21 protein-coding genes are annotated in these 16,182 nt (G+C 69.0%); 9 read left to right on the forward strand and 12 right to left on the reverse strand.

The window, feature by feature from the left end:
• Positions 1-20: 20 nt before the first annotated feature.
• Positions 21-995 (reverse strand): hypothetical protein, encoded by a 975-nt coding sequence (locus tag ACIHAO_RS37625; RefSeq protein ID WP_396566188.1) that lies wholly within the window; start codon positions 993-995, stop codon positions 21-23.
• A 17-nt stretch (positions 996-1,012) separates the two neighbouring features.
• Complete coding sequence (locus ACIHAO_RS37630; RefSeq protein WP_396566190.1) at positions 1,013-1,483, reverse strand: anthrone oxygenase family protein; 471 nt, start codon at positions 1,481-1,483, stop codon at positions 1,013-1,015.
• Between the two features lie 37 nt (positions 1,484-1,520).
• On the opposite strand from ACIHAO_RS37630, the gene ACIHAO_RS37635 reads away from it, so the two are divergent.
• Both ACIHAO_RS37635 and ACIHAO_RS37640 read left to right on the forward strand, forming a co-directional pair.
• Complete coding sequence (locus ACIHAO_RS37635; RefSeq protein WP_396566192.1) at positions 1,521-2,129, forward strand: TetR/AcrR family transcriptional regulator; 609 nt, start codon at positions 1,521-1,523, stop codon at positions 2,127-2,129.
• A gap of 41 nt (positions 2,130-2,170) precedes the next feature.
• Complete coding sequence (locus tag ACIHAO_RS37640) at positions 2,171-2,722, forward strand: TetR/AcrR family transcriptional regulator (RefSeq protein ID WP_396566194.1); 552 nt, start codon at positions 2,171-2,173, stop codon at positions 2,720-2,722.
• Between the two features lie 144 nt (positions 2,723-2,866).
• On the opposite strand, the gene ACIHAO_RS37645 is transcribed toward ACIHAO_RS37640, so the two are convergent.
• Positions 2,867-3,559: an IclR family transcriptional regulator gene (locus tag ACIHAO_RS37645; protein WP_396566196.1), complete on the reverse strand. Its 693-nt coding sequence runs from the start codon at positions 3,557-3,559 to the stop codon at positions 2,867-2,869.
• Between the two features lie 229 nt (positions 3,560-3,788).
• Here ACIHAO_RS37645 and ACIHAO_RS37650 point away from each other — a divergent pair, with 229 nt between their 5' ends.
• The gene (locus tag ACIHAO_RS37650) at positions 3,789-5,186 is read left to right on the forward strand and encodes a serine/threonine-protein kinase (RefSeq protein WP_396566198.1); all 1,398 of its coding nucleotides are present in this window, start codon (positions 3,789-3,791) and stop codon (positions 5,184-5,186) included.
• On the opposite strand, the gene ACIHAO_RS37655 is transcribed toward ACIHAO_RS37650, so the two are convergent.
• The 3 genes from ACIHAO_RS37655 to ACIHAO_RS37665 form a co-directional block, all read right to left on the reverse strand.
• Complete coding sequence (locus ACIHAO_RS37655; RefSeq protein ID WP_396566200.1) at positions 5,161-6,018, reverse strand: LLM class F420-dependent oxidoreductase; 858 nt, start codon at positions 6,016-6,018, stop codon at positions 5,161-5,163. The two genes, ACIHAO_RS37650 and ACIHAO_RS37655, sit on opposite strands and share 26 nt — an antisense overlap.
• A 26-nt stretch (positions 6,019-6,044) precedes the next feature.
• Positions 6,045-7,235 (reverse strand): cytochrome P450, encoded by a 1,191-nt coding sequence (locus ACIHAO_RS37660; protein ID WP_396566202.1) that lies wholly within the window; start codon positions 7,233-7,235, stop codon positions 6,045-6,047.
• Positions 7,236-7,379: 144 nt separating this feature from the next.
• Complete coding sequence (locus tag ACIHAO_RS37665) at positions 7,380-7,904, reverse strand: GNAT family N-acetyltransferase (RefSeq protein ID WP_396566204.1); 525 nt, start codon at positions 7,902-7,904, stop codon at positions 7,380-7,382.
• Positions 7,905-7,982: 78 nt separating this feature from the next.
• On the opposite strand from ACIHAO_RS37665, the gene ACIHAO_RS37670 reads away from it, so the two are divergent.
• From ACIHAO_RS37670 to ACIHAO_RS37680, 3 genes are all read left to right on the forward strand, one after another.
• Entirely contained in the window at positions 7,983-8,351 is a 369-nt protein-coding gene (locus ACIHAO_RS37670) for a winged helix-turn-helix transcriptional regulator (protein ID WP_396566206.1), read from the forward strand.
• Positions 8,352-8,433: 82 nt separating this feature from the next.
• Entirely contained in the window at positions 8,434-9,030 is a 597-nt protein-coding gene (locus ACIHAO_RS37675; protein WP_396566208.1) for a TetR/AcrR family transcriptional regulator, read from the forward strand.
• Between the two features lie 39 nt (positions 9,031-9,069).
• Positions 9,070-9,834 carry an SDR family NAD(P)-dependent oxidoreductase gene (locus tag ACIHAO_RS37680; RefSeq protein WP_396566210.1) on the forward strand — a complete coding sequence of 255 codons (765 nt, stop codon included), beginning with the start codon at positions 9,070-9,072 and terminating at the stop codon, positions 9,832-9,834.
• 81 nt (positions 9,835-9,915) lie between these two features.
• Here ACIHAO_RS37680 and ACIHAO_RS37685 read toward each other — a convergent pair whose 3' ends face one another.
• The 6 genes from ACIHAO_RS37685 to ACIHAO_RS37710 are packed head-to-tail and all read right to left on the reverse strand — an operon-like array spanning position 9,916 to position 14,524.
• A complete protein-coding gene (locus ACIHAO_RS37685) occupies positions 9,916-11,706 on the reverse strand; it encodes a thiamine pyrophosphate-requiring protein (protein WP_396566212.1) in 1,791 nt (596 codons plus the stop codon).
• Positions 11,707-11,735: 29 nt separating this feature from the next.
• Complete coding sequence (locus tag ACIHAO_RS37690) at positions 11,736-12,236, reverse strand: hypothetical protein (protein ID WP_396566214.1); 501 nt, start codon at positions 12,234-12,236, stop codon at positions 11,736-11,738.
• Positions 12,237-12,247: 11 nt separating this feature from the next.
• The gene (locus ACIHAO_RS37695) at positions 12,248-13,543 is read right to left on the reverse strand and encodes an NAD(P)/FAD-dependent oxidoreductase (protein ID WP_396566216.1); all 1,296 of its coding nucleotides are present in this window, start codon (positions 13,541-13,543) and stop codon (positions 12,248-12,250) included.
• Between the two features lie 2 nt (positions 13,544-13,545).
• Complete coding sequence (locus tag ACIHAO_RS37700; RefSeq protein ID WP_396566218.1) at positions 13,546-13,812, reverse strand: DUF4235 domain-containing protein; 267 nt, start codon at positions 13,810-13,812, stop codon at positions 13,546-13,548.
• On the reverse strand, positions 13,809-14,114 hold the full coding sequence (locus ACIHAO_RS37705; protein ID WP_396566220.1) for a DUF3618 domain-containing protein: 306 nt from the start codon (positions 14,112-14,114) through the stop codon (positions 13,809-13,811). The genes ACIHAO_RS37700 and ACIHAO_RS37705 overlap by 4 nt, the downstream gene beginning before the upstream one ends.
• On the reverse strand, positions 14,111-14,524 hold the full coding sequence (locus tag ACIHAO_RS37710; RefSeq protein WP_396566222.1) for a phage holin family protein: 414 nt from the start codon (positions 14,522-14,524) through the stop codon (positions 14,111-14,113). The genes ACIHAO_RS37705 and ACIHAO_RS37710 overlap by 4 nt, the downstream gene beginning before the upstream one ends.
• Before the next feature lie 135 nt (positions 14,525-14,659).
• Here ACIHAO_RS37710 and ACIHAO_RS37715 point away from each other — a divergent pair, with 135 nt between their 5' ends.
• The 3 genes from ACIHAO_RS37715 (at position 14,660) to ACIHAO_RS37725 (ending at position 16,036) form a co-directional block, all read left to right on the forward strand.
• Positions 14,660-15,121 carry an SRPBCC family protein gene (locus ACIHAO_RS37715; protein ID WP_396566224.1) on the forward strand — a complete coding sequence of 154 codons (462 nt, stop codon included), beginning with the start codon at positions 14,660-14,662 and terminating at the stop codon, positions 15,119-15,121.
• A gap of 94 nt (positions 15,122-15,215) precedes the next feature.
• The gene (locus ACIHAO_RS37720) at positions 15,216-15,677 is read left to right on the forward strand and encodes a hypothetical protein (RefSeq protein ID WP_396566226.1); all 462 of its coding nucleotides are present in this window, start codon (positions 15,216-15,218) and stop codon (positions 15,675-15,677) included.
• Between the two features lie 29 nt (positions 15,678-15,706).
• Complete coding sequence (locus ACIHAO_RS37725; RefSeq protein ID WP_125798913.1) at positions 15,707-16,036, forward strand: DUF3140 domain-containing protein; 330 nt, start codon at positions 15,707-15,709, stop codon at positions 16,034-16,036.
• The last annotated feature ends 146 nt before the right edge of the window (positions 16,037-16,182 follow it).

The following is a 16,182-nucleotide window of genomic DNA, read 5'->3' on the forward strand; positions in this document are numbered from 1 at the left end:
GCAGTGCGGTTCCCGCGCGGTCACGCTCCCGTGAGCTCGCCTTCGACGAGCTGGACCGCGATGATGGCGCCGAACGCCAGGAGATGGACGAAGCAGTGGTCGGTGTATCCGCCCGCTCGCCAGGTCTTCACGTCGGTTTCGGTGATCCGGCCCGGGGCGACGCCGGCCAGCACGGCGAGGGTGGCGCCCGCGCGGTCGGCCGGGTCCAGGGCGGCGAGGGAGCCGGTGAGCCGGCCGCGGTCGACGTCCATGGCGGATCGCCGATGGCGCGCGATCGTTTCACGCACGACGGACTGGGCCGGTTCGGACAGGAGACCGCTTCCGCGCTCGGCGGCGCGCGACAGCGCGGCGTAAGCGGGGCCGACGGCGCTGGTGCCCGCCCAAGCGGGTAGTCCGGTGGACGGGACTTCGTCGAGCAGGGAAAGGCTGTCGCCCTCGCTTCGCTCCCGGTGTATCGCGCGGGCGATCGGCGCGCCGTCGAAGGCGGCGGGGACGTCGTCGCTAATGGCGCCCGGAAGGAGCTTTTCGTGCAGCAGCACCAGGACCATCCGGTTGATGAAGTGCAACGCGAGTGCCGTTCCGAGGTATTCCGGTGCTTCCCGGGCGGGGAAGGGCTGTGGTCCGCCCGATCGCGCCCAGCGGGCGAGTGCGGCGAGGTCCTCGTCCGCCGGATTCTTGCCGTGTTCCAACGCGCCCGCGGCGTCCTCGCCGCCTGCCAGGCGCAGGAACACCAGATGCCCGGCGGTGTCGTAGGCGCAGTCGTTGCGCTGCGAAACGGATACCGTGACGATCTCCTTGCGCCATCGGGGAACCGCGCCCGCCACGAGCGACTCGCGCAGCAGCGCCCAGCACGGGGCGAGCAGTTCCGGCGCGGGGGAGAGCATCCGGACCGCCGGCCCGATACTGCTGAACTCGGTGTCGACCTGCCGGTAGACGGCGGCCACCGGACCGGTCGCGTCCTCGGGGGAAATCGGCGTGATGTGACGGAAGAGCATGGTGGGGACCTTTCGGATCAGTGCACGCGGTCGAGTCGCGAAGCGACGATGATGAGCACGAAGGCGGTGAGCGCGGCGACGGTTCGGATGACGTTGTAGGTCTCCCAGCGATCGAGGATCGCCGCGTGGTCGGCGGGTGCCGAGGTGACGGCCCAGACCTTGATCCGGCCGTTGATCGGGACGTTGCCGAAGCGGGTGACCAGAAACGACGTCACGACCAGGACGGCGGCGATTCCGGCCAGTCGCCGGGTCCAACCGCGGTTCAGGAAGGCGAGCGCGGCGGAACTGAGCGCCGCGAGCGCCATCGCGGTCTGCATGACGACGCCGTTCCGCTGCATGAGCGCGGTGTGGAAGGTCAACCGCACGTCGAGCGGGACGACGTCGAAGGTGGCCGCGACATTGACCACGCCGTAGCCGAACGCCCCCGCGAGCAGACCCGTCGACAAGAGGGCGACGCCGGTGACCAGAGCCGACCTTAACTTTGACATGCTGTCAAACATAGCGGCCTGCGTTAAGCTTGACAACATGTCTGAGATAGCTGCGGGCCGCCGGAGGCGACGGCGGACCGACGCCGACCGCAGTGCCGCCTCGATCCTGGCCGCGGCCAAGGAAATCCTCGGTACACGAGGTGCCGCGAGCGTCGAAGACATCGCGACAGCGGCCGGGGTGAGCAGGCAGACCGTCTACGCCCACTTCAAAACCCGGGAAGCGCTCCTGGGCGCGGTGATCGACGCGGTGTCCGAGGAAGCCGCCGACGAGATGGACGCCGCGCGTCTCGACGAAGGCCCCGCCGCCGACGCCCTGCTTCGCTTGCTCGACGTCGGATGGCGGACGTTCCGGCGTTACCCCCTGTTGCCCGTCGGCGCCGCCGAAGAGAACGATCCCGAAGCCGACCGGGCCCGTCATTCGGCGGTGTCCGATCATCTGGACCGGCTGCTCACCCGCGGCAAGGCGTCGGGGGAGTTCGGCCAGGCACTCGGGAATCCCTGGCTCATCACCGCGATCGTGGCGCTCGGCCATGCCGCCGGACAGGCCGTGGACGCGAAGCAGATGACGTTCGAGGACGGCGTCGACGCGCTCGCCGAGAGCGTGCTGCGGCTCTGTGGTGCTCACGGCCGGCCCCGGACCGGCTAAGGTGGGGCGTTCGCGTGGCATCAAGGGCTGGGGGGTCCGCCATGATCATCAAGCGTGCCTATCACCACGGGGATCTCCGTCGTGCGCTCGTCCTCGCCGCACGGGAACTCCTCGTCGAACGAGGTCCCGAGGGGGTGAGCCTGCGCGGCGCGGTCGCGAAGGTGGGTGCGTCCACCGCGGCGCCGTACCGGCATTTCCGCGACAAGGACGCGCTGCTGGTGGCGGTCGCGCTGGAAGGGCATGCCGAGCTGCAGGGTTGCCTGCGTGGCTGCGGCGCCGGGACGGTGACCGTGCTCGGGCATTCCTACCTCGGTTTCGCGCTGGAGAATCCGGCGTTGTACCGCCTGATGGCCGGCGCCGGAATCGGTGACCGCGCCGCGTATCCGGAATTGGCCGAGGCGCATCGGGCGACCTGCGCGATGCTGGCCGAGCGGGTGGGGGAGCGGCATGATCCGGGCGGTTTCGCCGTCACGCTCTGGTGCCTGCTGCACGGGCTGGCCACGCTCGTGATCGACGGCCACGTCGAGCGCGGCTCCGCCGTCGCGGAAGCCGAACGCAGCCTCGCGCTGCTTCGTCCCGCCGGAAGTACCTGAGTGTCCACAAAGGACACTCTGAGTGAGCTGAGAAAGCCGGGCCTGCACCCAATGTGGCATTGGGGACGGTCAGCGTCCCCAATGCCACATTGGGGGCATCAGGCCGTGGTGCGAGCCGATCTGGCGTGTCGCGAAAGCTGCCCCTCACCGACCGTCCGTACCGCTCACGAGGTGAGTGAGCGCGGCGCTGAACGAGCGTGCGGTGCTCGCCAGACCGGGGACCGCGGAAACCGGGTCGCGGCGGACGGGGAGGACGGCGGCGAGGGCGGCGCCGACGCGGCCGTCCGGGGTCCTGATGCCGACGGCGGCGCAGCCGAGCCCCGCCGTGATGGTCTCCGACTCGGCGGCGTAGCCGGCCGCGCGGATCTCCAGCGCGTCGGTGTCCGGTTCGGCGAGCGCGGAGTGGTGGGCGGCGAGTAGCCGTCCGGCGGCGGTCCCGGGTGGCAGCGGGCTGCCCGGCGACACGGGCACCTCGTCGGCGGGCAGGACGGCCCCCGCCGCGACCAGCGTGCGGCCTTCTCTCGGGACCACGAGCACCAGGCTCGCGCGCATCCGCGCCGAAAGCACCGGCAGCCACTCCTTGGCCAGGTCCCGGATTTCGGGCTGCCAGAACCGTCCGAGCCGGAACACCCGCGAACCGATCCGGTAACCGCGGCCCGCCCGCTCGACCGCGCCGAGGTCGGCCAGCTGGTCGAGGAGCCGGTGCACGGTGGTCTTCGGAAGCCCGGTGGCCCGCACGAGCTGGGTCAGCCCGGCCTGCCCGCCGCGCTCGTTGAGTGCTTCGAGCAACGCGAACGCGCCTTCGAGCACGCCGCGTCCGCCGATGGTTTCCCGCATCGCCGCCCTTTCCCGAAAACAAGCCACACCGGAGAAGTAAAGTGCGCCCACGGCAGGCCGGGATACGAACTTCCGGGCAGCCGTTGGGGCGGGGTTCCGCTGACCGGCCCAGCGGGCGACGTGACCGACACCGCCCCGGAAACCACCCTGCCGGGTCCTGCCTCCCGGCACGTTCCTGGCATGCTGGCAAGGTTCGCGCGAACACCACAGCTCCAGGGGGACGTCGATAATGGAGGAGATCCGCCGCCTCGCCGACCGGTTCGATCTCATCGAGCCCGTCGGCGGTGGCTCCATGGGCACCGTGTGGCGGGCGCGCGACGAGAACCTGGAACGCATTGTCGCGATCAAGGAACTCCTTCTGCCGCACGGCGCCGGTGAGCAGAAGGCGGACGAGGCCAAGAACCGCGCGCTGCGCGAGGCCAGGATCGCCGCGCGGCTGGTGCATCCGCACGCCATCACCGTCTTCGGCGTGATCGACGAGCAGGACCGCCCGTGGATCATCATGGAGTACCTGCCGTCGAGGAGTCTCGCGGACAAACTGCGTGACGGGCCGATGGAGGTCGACGACGTCATCCGCCTCGGCATCCAGCTGTGCTCGGCGCTGGCGGCCGCGCACCGGGCCGGCATCGTCCACCGCGACATCAAGCCCGGCAACGTCCTGCTCGGCGAGGACGAGACGGTCAAGATCACCGACTTCGGGATCTCACGGGCGATGGGCGACGTCCAGCTCACCGCGACCGGCGAGATCTCCGGCACGCCGGCGTTCCTGGCGCCCGAGGTGGCCCGCGGCGAGGACGCCACGTCCGCTTCCGACGTGTTCTCGCTCGGCGCGACGCTGTACACGGCGCTCGAAGGCGGGACGCCCTATGGCACGGCGGAAAACCCGATCGCGCTGCTGTACCGCGCGTCGAGCGGCGAGATCACCCCGCCGGTCAGGTCGGGGATCCTGACGCCGCTGCTGAACCGTCTTCTCGACGTCCGGCCCGACAGCAGGCCGACGATGACCGAGACCGAACGGGAACTGCGGGCATTGGCGGCGGGGGAGCCGACGACCCTCGTCGCCGAAGAGCCGCCACCGAAGGCGCGCAAGGGAATGCTGATCGGCGTGATCGCCGTGTTCCTCGTGCTCGCCGCGGCGGCCGCCGCGGCCGTGGTCGTGGTGCTCACCCGCGGTGACGAGACCCCGTCCGGCCAGGCGCCGCCGCCTGCCTCCCAGTCGCAGTCCGCCGCCCCGACCACGTCGGAGCCGGTCGCGCCGCCGCCGTCTTCGGCACCGTCCTCGACGACGCCCCCGCCCTCGTCGTCCTCGTCAGCGCCGCCTCCGGCGCAGACGCCGGGGCAGGCGCTCGCGGCCTACTACGCGCTCATCCCGGGGAACCTCGAGGCCGGGTTCGCGACGTTGACCGACAGCTTCAAGACGAACAGGAAGCAGAGCTTCGAGCGGTACTCGAGCTACTGGAGGCAGTACAGCGCGGTGACCGTGTCGAACGTGACCGAATCCGGGAACACGGTGTCGGCGACGCTCACCTACGTCAAGGCCGGCGGCGGCACCACGACCGGGCGGGAGACCTTCGTCCTGGTCCAGCAGAACGGCCGATACCTCATCGACTCGCAGCGGGCAGGTTGAGTTTCCCGGCGAGGCGCTGAAGCCAGGCTTCGACCTCGTCGGGGGAGCGGTCCGGGAGGCCGAAGATCGTCTCGGTGACCCCGGCCGCTTCCAGTCTGGCCAGGTTCTCCGGATCTGGCCGGACGCCGAGCGCCGAAATCTCCGGTTCGCCGGCGCGGCCCGCTTCGTGCCAGATCTCGCGCAGCCGCCGGGCCTTGTCCTCGATGTCCGTGTCGCCGGGGGTGGTGAGCCAGCCGTCGGCCGACTTCGCGATCCAGCGGAACGTCTTCTCCGTCCCGCCGGCGCCGACGATCACCGGGATGTGCGCCTGAGCCGGTTTCGGCCACGCCCAGCTGGCACCGAACGAAACGAACTCGCCCGCGTACGAGGCTTCGTCCTGCGTCCAGAGCGCCCGCATCGCTTCCACGTACTCGCGCAGGACCGTCCGCCGTTTGCCGCCCGGGACGCCGTGATCGGCCAGTTCGTCGACGTTCCAGCCGAAGCCGACACCGAGGGTGACCCGCCCGTCCGAGAGGTGATCGAGGCTGGCGATCGTCTTGGCCAGCGTGATCGGATCGCTCTCGACCGGAAGGGCCACCGCCGTCGCGAGCCGGATCCGGGTGGTCACCGAGGCCGCCGTGGCCAGCGCGACCCACGGGTCCAGCGTGCGCAGGTAGCGGTCGTCGGGGAGCGACGAGTCGCCGGTGCGCGGATGCGGCGCTTCCCGTTTGACGGGGATGTGCGTGTGCTCGGGTACGTGGAAGGCGTCGAAGCCCGCGGCTTCCGCCGCCCGTGCGGCGGCCGCCGGGGTGATGCCCCGGTCGCTGGTGAACAGCACTATCCCGTGTCTCACAGACGGCCACGTTATTAGAACGTGTTTCAGTTCGCAACCGTCGCGCGGAGCTTGACCGGCAGGGCGTTCAGCCGCCAGGTGCCCGGGTCCGGGATCCGCAGCGGGCCGCCGTCGAGCGCGAGATCGGGGAACCGGCGCAGCAGGGCGGTGAGCGCGACTTCCGTTTGCGCTCTGGCCAATGAAGCGCCGAGGCAGAAATGCGGCCCGTGGGCGAACGCCAGATGCCAGGACGGCCCCGCCGCGCGGCGGATGTCGAAGACGTCCGGATCGGGGAACGCTCGCGGATCCCGGTTCGCCGCGGCGACCGCGACGGTAACAGGTTCTCCTTCGGGGATCAGGATGTCGCCGATCCGCACGTCCGTGGTGGTGAACCGGGGGATCGTCAGCAACTGCGGGCTCTGCCAGCGCATCACTTCCTCGACGGCGCCGGGCATGAGCGCCGGGTCCTTGCGGAGCTCGGCCAGTTGACCGGGGTGGGAGAGCAGGATCTCGACGGCGTTGGCGATGAGATTGCCGGGCACCTGACCGCCGAGGACGAGCTGCCAGACCAGGGCGACCAGTTCGGTTTCGCTGAGCCTGTCGTCGTCTTCGGCCTGGATCCGGAGCAGTTGCGAGACGACGTCGTCGGCGGGCTGGAGCTTCCGGTCCTCGATGGCGGCGAGGGCGCCCTCGACGATCCCTGGGACCGCCTTCGCGAGCCCCGCCCCGTCGCCCGCCGAGATCAGGGCGCCGTACTCGCGCCATCGCGGGCGGTCGGCGGCGGGGATGCCGACCAGTGCGCAGATCACGTCGACCGGCAGTGGGCGTGCGAAGGCGCTGACCAGGTCGATCTCGGTTTCGCCGTCGAGGCCGTCGAGGAGGTCGTCCACGAGCCGCTCGATTCCCGGGCGGAGCGCGGCGGCCTTGCGCGGGGTGAACGCGGGGGCGACCAGCCGCCGGAGCCGGAGGTGTTCCGGGCCCTCGACCTCCTGCATCGTCCGCAGGTAGGGGCGGCAGTGGTCGGGGACGTCCATTCGCTGGTAGCTGTCCGGGCTCAAGGCGAAACGGGGGTCGCTCAGCATCCTCCGCGCCTCTTCGTGGCGCAGGACCGCCCACACCGCGAACCCCGGCGCGACCAGCTTGGCGACCGGGGAGCGTTCGCGGACCGGACCGTAGGCGGTGAACGGGTCGTGCAGGACCTCGGAGTCGGTCAGGAGGATCTCGGGAATGTCGGGCAAGGCAGGTCTCCCAGTTCGAATGTTGATACCATCTGGATGATGACGGTATCTCGATTCGAAGCCGGGGGCAATCGTGCTGGGTGACAGGAGATTCGATGGCCCGGCTGAGCGGGCTCTCGGGTGAAGTGTCCCGCGTGGACGGTGCTAGACGATGTCCGTGTGGCGGATCCGGTACACCTGCAGGCGAAGCCCGTAGTACTTGTCGGTTTCCCCGACCCAGATCATCCCGAGCCGCTTCGCGGTCGCGATGGCACGGGTGTTGTTCGGCCGCGCGACGGCGAAGAGTTCGTCCGTGTCCTGGGTGAACGCCCAGCCGATCAGCGCGCGGGCCGCCTCGGAGGCGTATCCCTCGCCCCAGGCGTCCGGATGCAGCTGCCAGCTGATCTCCAGGTCCTCTTCGTACGGTGGCAGCAGGTGGATGCCCAGTCCGCCGACGACCGCGCCGTCCTCCTTGCGCTGTACCGCCCATCTTCCCCGCGGCGGCACGAGATTCGGCTGTGCCTGCTGCCAGGCCTGCAGCACCGAACGCATGGCCGCCGTGTCGGTCACCCGGTCCATCGCCGGGGTGAGCCACCGGGTCACGTCGGTGGTGCCGTAAATCGCCAGTGCGGCTTCGGCGTCGTCCTCGGACCAATCACGGACGACGAGCCTTTCGGTGGTCAAGTCCATGACAGAACGTTACGCGCACAGATGGGTTCATGGGGTGTCCGGATCATGACAAGTCGGCAACCCGCGTACCTTGGCTTCATGCGCGCCGACGCCACGACGACCCCCGTCCAGGCCTGCCCGATCGCCCCGGTGGTCGACCTCGTCTTCAGCCGCTGGACCACGCCGATCCTGTGGGCGCTCAACGAATTCGGCAGGCAGCGGTTCGTCGAACTCGAGCGGCGGATCGGCTCGATCACGCCGAAGGTGCTGACGCAACGCCTGCGGCAACTGGAACGCGACGGCCTCCTCACCCGGACCTATCACGCCGAGGTGCCGCCCCGGGTCGAGTACGAGATCAGCGATCTGGGTCGGAGCCTCGCGCCGCTGTTCGCGACCCTCGCGGACTGGTCGACGGAGAACCTGCCGAAGGTGGAAGAAGCCCGGACGACTTACGACTCCGCTTCCTGAGCTTTCACCCCTCCGCAAGTAGGTGACTAGTTGCGGGGTCGCTTTCTTGACCGATCGGTCCAGATGTGGCTAAGCTTCCCTCATGTCCCGGGTGAAGGAATTCGACGTCGACGCGGCCTGCGACGCCGCGCTGGAACTGTTCTGGCGGCAGGGGTATGAGGCCACCTCGGTCAGCGACCTCGTCGCCGAGCTCGGCATCGGCAAGGCGAGTCTCTACGCGACGTTCGGCACCAAGCACGAGCTGTACCTGACCGTCTTGAACCGCTACATCGCCAGGGGTAACGAGCGGTTCGTCGAGGACTTCGCCGGGCCGGGGCCCGCGCTTGCCGGGGTGCGGCGGCTCATCGACCGCTATCTCGCCGAAATACTCGGGGAATCGGGGCGCAAAGGCTGTTTCGTGGTCAACGCCGCCATGGAGATGATGCCGAGGGATCCCGAGGTCGCGAGGGTCGTCGAGCGCAGCTGGGACGCGCTCGAACTGGCCTTGCGGATGGCGTTGAGCCGGGCCAAGGCGCAAGGCGAGCTGAGCGCCGCCGCCGACCCCGAAGCTCTGGCCGGCTTCCTGCTCACCGTCCTGCAGGGGATGCGGGTGATGGGCAAGGGGCCGGATCCCGCGGCGCGGGCCCGTGCGGCGGCGGGACAGGCCATCGCGGTTGTCGAAGCCGCTCGCAAGCACTGATACTAGAACGATCGGACCAGAAAGTTGAGTACTGTGGGTATGGCAGGGAAGCGATTCAGCGGCAAGGTCGTCCTGGTCACCGGAGGAGGTTCCGGGATCGGCCGCGCCACGGCGACGGCTTTCGCGCGTGAAGGCGCTCAAGTCGTCGTTTCCGGCCGGGACGGCGAGAAACTGCGCCAGACGGTCAAGGAGATCGAGGTCGAGGGTGGCGCCGCCGACGCGGTGACCGCGGATGTGAGTGTCGGTGCCGACGTCGAGCGTCTCGTCGCCGAAACCGTGCGGCGGCACGGCAAACTCGACATCGCGTTCAACAACGCCGGTGTTCTCGGCAGTCCCGCGCCGACGGCGGATCTCGACGAGGACGGCTTCGACGCCGTCGTACGGACGAACCTCACGGGCACCTGGTTGTCGATGAAGCACGAGATCGCCCAGATGCGCGCGAGCGGCGGCGGAGTCATCGTCAACATGTCGTCCAACATCGGCTCGCACCACCGGTTGCCGGGAATGGCCGCCTACGCGGCTTCGAAGGCCGCTGTGGACGTGCTGACCCGCACCGCCGCCCGCGACCACATCGCCGAGGGCATCCGGATCAACGCGGTCAGCCCCGGCGCCACCGACACCGGCATGTCGTTCCGGCCCGGCGAGACCGAGGCCGACCGTGCCGAACGGCTCGGCGCGGTCATCCCGATCGGCCGGATCGGCGCGGTCGAAGAGATCGCCGCGGCGGTGCTCTGGCTGGCCTCCGAGGAGTCCGCGTACGTCGTGGGGCACGACATCGTCCTCGACGGCGGCGCGAGCGCTTGAGGCTTGCCGCGGTCGTCACGGATGTCATGAAAGGGTCGTTCAGGACGAAAAATGTCCTGAACGACCCTTTCATGACATCTCTCAGCGGCGCGAAGGCAGCAGTTCCTGCATCTTCGTCTTGATCCCCTGCGTCACCATGTGCCAGGCGTCGGGTTCGCCCTTGAGGACCGCTTCGGTCATCGACTTCATCTGCTCGATGGTGGCGTGCGGCGGGATCGGTGGTACTTCGGGATCGCAGCGGACGTCGAGCACGGTCGGCACATCGGCCGACAGCGCGACATCCCACGCTTCGCCGAGCATGGCGGGATCGTCGACGGCGATCCCGCCGAGGCCGACCTCGAGGGCGAAGTCCGAATAGGACACTTCCGGCAGGCTCTGCGACGGCTCGAACTTCGGCGAGCCGCCCATGGCCCGCAGTTCCCACGTGACCTGGTTCAGATCGCCGTTGTGGAACACGCAGACGACGCATCGCTGGTCGGACCACAGTTCGCGGTACCGGGCGATGGTCAGCAGTTCCGCCATGCCGTTCATCTGCATCGCGCCGTCGCCGACCAAGGCGATCACCGGCCGGTCGGGATGGGCGAACTTCGCGCCGATCGCGTAGGGGACGCCGGATCCCATCGTCGCGAGGGTGCCGGAAAGCGTGCCCCGCATCCGGCCGCGCATCCGGAGATTCCTGGCGTACCAGTTGGTGGCCGAACCGGAGTCGGCGGTGACGATGGCGTCTTCGGGGATCCGCTCGGACAGTTCGTGCACGATGCGCATCGGGTTGACCGGTTTCGCCTCCAGCATCGCCTGCCGCGTCACCGTCTCGTGCCAGTCGCCGACGTTCTTCTCGGTCTTTTCCCGCCAATCACGGTCGGTTTTGCGCTCCAGCAACGGAATCAGCTGTTGCAGGGTGCTCTTCGCGTCGCCGAGCAGGTTGACCTCGGTCGGATAGCGCAGCCCGAGGAACCGGGGATCGATGTCGATCTGGACGGCGCGGGCCTGGCCGAATTCCGGCAGGAACTGGGCGTACGGCATATTCGAGCCGACGATCAGCAACGTGTCGCAGTCCCGCATCATCTCGTACGTCGGGCGCGTGCCGAGCAGGCCGATCGAGCCGGTGACGTACGGCAGATCGTCGGGCAGGACATCCTTGCCCAGCAACGCTTTCGCCACCCCGGCGCCGGTGAGTTCGGCGACCTCGCGCAACTCCGTGACGGCGTTGCGCGCGCCCTGCCCGACCAGGATCGCGACCTTCTCACCCGCGTTCAGCACCTCCGCGGCGCGGGTGACCTCCTCCGAAGGCGGGATGACGCTGGCCCGCGGATGGTCGGGCGGGGAGGACGGCACGTGCTTGAACTCGTGCTGCGGCGGGTGGTAGGGCTCCTCCTGCAGATCCGCCGGGATGATCAGCGCCGTGGGCGCGCGCTGCGCGATGGCCGTGCGGAGGGCGCGGTCGAGCGCGTTCGGCAGCTGTTCGGGGACGTTCACCTCGACGAGGTACTCACTCGCGACGTCCTTGAACAGTGCCTGGAGATCCACCTCCTGCTGGTAACTGCCGCCCATCGCGCTGCGCGCCGTCTGCCCGACGATCGCCACCACCGGCACGTGGTCGAGTTTGGCGTCGTAGAGACCGTTGAGCAGGTGGATCGCCCCCGGGCCGGACGTCGCCATGCAGACACCGGGCCGCCCGCTGAGTTTCGCGTACCCGACGGCCGCGAACGCCGCCATCTCTTCGTGGCGCGTCTGCACGAAGCGAGGCTTGTTCTCCGCCGCGCCGAACGCGCTCACCAGCCCGTTGATCCCGTCCCCGGGATAGGCGAAGACCTGCTCCACGTCCCATTCGCGCAGCCTGGTCAGAACATGGTCCGCAACGGTTTCGCTCATGGTCGGCGGATACCGCCGCCCTCCGGCGGCTAAACGTCCTCGAGGATCTTGCTGATCCCCGCGACGACGTCCGGATGCCCGAGGGGCAGCGGCGGCGGCACCCGGTTGTACGGCTCGCCGGTGCTGTGGGGGAGGACGGCCACCGCGGTGCCGGCGGACCGCACCCGCTCGGCCAGTTCGGAGGACTCGTCCGGCACCGGGTCGATCAGCAGGACATGGGACGCGGCGCCCGGGTGCCGCTCGGCCAGCCGGAGCGCGTCTTCGGCCGACTCGCCGGAGGCGATGACGTCGATCGGCGGGCCACCGGGTTCCGCGTCCCCGAGCACGTCCTCGGCCTGGGTGAGGGCACCGTCGACCGGCAGCCTGCACCAGATCACCTGACGCTGGGCCGCGAGCGGCCGCCAGGTCGCCGGGAGTTCGCCGTGTTTGCCTTCGCCCGCGGGGTCGAGGACAAGGAGCTTCGCCCCGTCGTCGCCGTCGGTGACCACCGAGGGGCCTTCGGCGCGGACGGGATCGGTTTCGGCGGTCATGGTCGTCTCCTCTAGCAGTTCGTGCGGGGGAGTTCGGGGGAATCGGTGTCCAGTGGCACCGAACCCGATCGTACGAGTCCTAATTGGACTGTCTGCCGTTTCGTCACCGCTTCGAGCGCCCAGTCGGTGGCGGTGCGCAGCCGGTTGCCCGGCATGGCCAGCAGATGGTAGCCGCGGGTGACCGCCTTGGCGGCGAAGCCGGAAAGCGGGATGTGCAAGGGATTCGCCGCGGCCTGGCGGGCGCCGAGGTCGACCACGAAACCGAGATCGTGGTGCCGGTAGGTGCCGTGCGAACCGTGCCCGAGGGACGCGGCCACGTTCCGCCCGGCGAGTTTGCCCTGCCGTTCGGCGTGCTGGGCCGTCATCGGCGTGTATTCGCCGGGCCTGGTCAGATCGGGGACGGCGGCCGCGTCTCCGCACGCGTACACGTCACGTCGCCCGGGGACGTTCAGCTGCGCCGTCACGACGAGCCTGCCCTTGGCCGTCTTCAGCCCCAGATCCTCGATCAGCGGATCCGGCCGGACCCCGACGCACCACACGAGGGTGTGCGTCGGCACGGATTCGCCGGAGGTGAGCGTGACCCCGTGTTCGCCGGCGTTGTCGATCGAGGTCTTCATCAGCACCTCGACGTCGCGTTCCCGCAGCACCTCGTCGGCGGTGTCGCCGAGGCGCCGGTCGAGTTCCGGCAGGACACGTTCGGCGAGGTCCAGCAGCAGCCAGCGGATCTTCTGATCCTTCAGTTCGGGATGCCGGGCGGCGAGCGCGGCGGTGAACGCCGGCCCCTGCGCGGCGACCTCAGTGCCGGTGTAGCCGGCGCCGACCACGACGAACGTGCAGCGCGCGTCGCGTTCCGCCGGATCCTTCGCGGAAGCGGCGAGTTCTATCTGGCGGGTGATGTGGTCGCGCAGGTAGAGGGCCTCGGGCAGGCCACGGAAGCCGTGGGCGTACTCGGGCACGCCGGGGATCGGCAGCAGCTTGTTGACGCTGCCCGCGGCGAGCACCAGGCGGTCGTAGCCGAGGGAGCGTTCGCGACCCTCGGGGTCGACGTAACTCACGCTGCGGCCGTCGAAGTCGACGGATTTGGCGGTGCCGAGCACCAGCCGCACACCGCGCAACGTACCGGGGATGGACACCGAAATCCGCCGTGGCTCAAGGATTCCGGCGGCGACTTCGGGCAGGAGGGGGAGATAGAGGAAATAGTCGGTCGGGTTCAACACGACGACCTCCGTGTCGTCGCCGACCGATTTGAGGAGGGTTTTGGCCGCGTTGTAGCCGGCGAACCCGCCTCCGATGATCACCACGCGCATCGTCAGTCCTCCGTGGGCCAGTCGCCGGTCGCCTTGCGGTAGCCGACCGCGCCCGCCCGTTCGGTGGCGGCCTTGACCGCGCCGAAGATCGCGCCCTGCGCGGCGGCCGCGAGGATCACCTGAGTCCAGGTGAAGTCGCGGTCCGTGGCGTCCGGCGCGTCTTCCTCGCCGCTCACGCGTTTCCAGATCTGCTTGAACGCGATCCCGGCGAGTATCCCGCCCGCGGCGCTGACGACCATGTTCAGCGGCTTGTAGAGAACCTTGTTCACGACGAAGACCTCTTTCGCATGATCAGCCGGATCGTCACGAGCAGTGCGAGAACACCGGCGAAGATCGGCAGGGGATTCGCGCGGACGACTTCGGTGCCCTGGCGGAACTTCTCCGCCGCGGGCTCGGAGACCTTCTCGGAGATCACGGCGCTCGCCTCGTCGACCTTGGTGTCGAGGTTGTCGTTCACCCTCGATTTGACGTCCAGTTTCCGGCCGAGCGCGTCGAGTGTCTCGGTGAGCTCTTCGCGGGTCACGTCGCGATCCGCGCGGGCTTCTTCCGCGTTCTTGGGGAAATCGTTCATGAGCGCACTCCTTGCTTGACGGTGTCGACGTCCTCGCGGACACCCGCGATGGCCTCTTCCGGCACCGGCGGGGTCCCGCTCGTGACCTCCTTCTTGCCGACGAGGGCGGAAATGCCGCCGATCAGCAGCAGCGCCGCACCGGTCACCACGGCCGCCAGCCACGCGGGCATGACCAGGGCGAGTGCCAGCACGACAGCGGCGATCAGGGTCGCGAGGCCGAAGAGCGCGAAAATGCCGGCCGCACCGAACAATCCGGCGCCGACCCCCATTTTCTTCCCTTTGTTCTGCAACTCGAACACGGCGAGTCGCATTTCGTCGCGGACCAGGTGCTTGACCTCGTCGCTCAGGTCGGAAACCAGTTCGCCGACCGACTTTTCCCCGGACGGCTTCCGGTGGGTTTCTTCGATCATGGAGCACCTCCTCGGAGCGTTCTGCCCGCCGGGTACCCGGGCTACCGGCCGGTCAATCACGGCGTGTTTCGCCCCGCTGAGCGTCGGGTAGCCGGGGAGTGCCGGCTCGAAAAGACCGAACCGACAGGAGGATGCATGAGCACGATCACCGAAATGGTGGACGTCCAAGTCCCGGTGAAGACCGCGTACAACCAGTGGACCCAGTTCGAGAGCTTCCCCCAGTTCATGGAAGGTGTCGAGGAGATCCGCCAGATCGACGCGACACACACCCACTGGGTGACCAAGTTCGGTGGGGTGAGCCGGGAATTCGACGCGACCATCACCGAACAACATCCTGACGAGCGCGTCGCGTGGACGTCGGACTCCGGTCCCGACCACGCGGGCGTCATCACCTTCCATCGCCTTGACGACAACAAGACCCGGGTCACGGCGCAGATGGACATCGACCCGGAGGGCTTCGCCGAGAACGTCGCCGACAAACTCGGTGTGCTCGACCGCCGGATCAAGGGCGACATGAAGCGGTTCAAGGAGTTCATCGAGAGCCGCGGCCACGAGTCCGGCGCCTGGCGCGGCGACGTGGACCGCCCCGGCAGCTGACCATGACCCGGGACCTCCCCTGGAAGACGGCGTTTTCCCGGGGGAGGTCCCGGGTATCTCATGGGCGAGTCCATTACGAAGGGAGCGTTCCGGCATGACTACCAACGCATACGTGGCCTTCCTCGTCATCGGGGTGGCTCTGGTCATGCTCGACGGTCTGATCATCTACCAGAGCGGTAAGCGCTACCTGCGAGGTTCCCAGGGCGACCCGGCCGCGGGCGCGTCCATGACGTGGCTCGTCACGGTGTTGTTCCATCTCGCGACGCTGGGTGTTTTGGCGCTGCTGTCGACCGTCGACATCGGGGGCAGCGACCTTCCGGGTGTGGTGGGCAGGCTGGGCGTTCTGCTGCTGGTCCTGGCCGTCGCGCACGCGATCACGCTCAGCGTGCTTTCGCGGATCCGTGGTGAGCAGGAGGCCGAAGCGGTCATCAACCGGCCGAGGCGCGTCGAGCCCGAGCAACAGGGCACGACGGTGACGCCGGTGCCGGGCCAGGACGGCCGTTACCCGGCCGCGAGCCCGTCCATCGAACAGCGGGCGCCGTACACGGCGCCGTAAGAAGTCGAGTGCTGGCAGGAGGTTGCGCCGTGCACGAGATCGAAGACGAACTGTGGGAAGAATTCCACCGCGTGGTCAACATGACTTCGCGGGAACTGGCCGACTGGTTGCGCACGCGGTCGGCCGACCCCGAGGACGAAGCACTGCCGGACCAGGCGGGCACGCCGACCGGACGGCATGTGCTCGGCATCCTCGGCAAGCGCAGGACCGACCTCACCGCCGACGACGAACGGGTGATGCGCTCGGTCGTCCAGCGGGTCGCGGACGAGCGACGCGACGATCTGGAACCGGTCGCGGGCGAGGCGCACTGGCGGCACAAGCTGATGTCGATCGGACACGATCCGCTGAAGCCGGCTTGAGGGTTGAGTACGCGACAAGGGTCGTGAGTGTTACGTGTCGTTCTAACGACCCGAAACACTCACGACCACCCAGCGGCCGTGTCGCGAAAGCCACTTTCGGGACGGTAGGCGTCGCGAAAGTGGCTTTCGCGACACGCCTTGGCATC

Source organism: Amycolatopsis sp. NPDC052450 (assembly GCF_044547565.1).
GTDB lineage: Bacteria > Actinomycetota > Actinomycetes > Mycobacteriales > Pseudonocardiaceae > Amycolatopsis.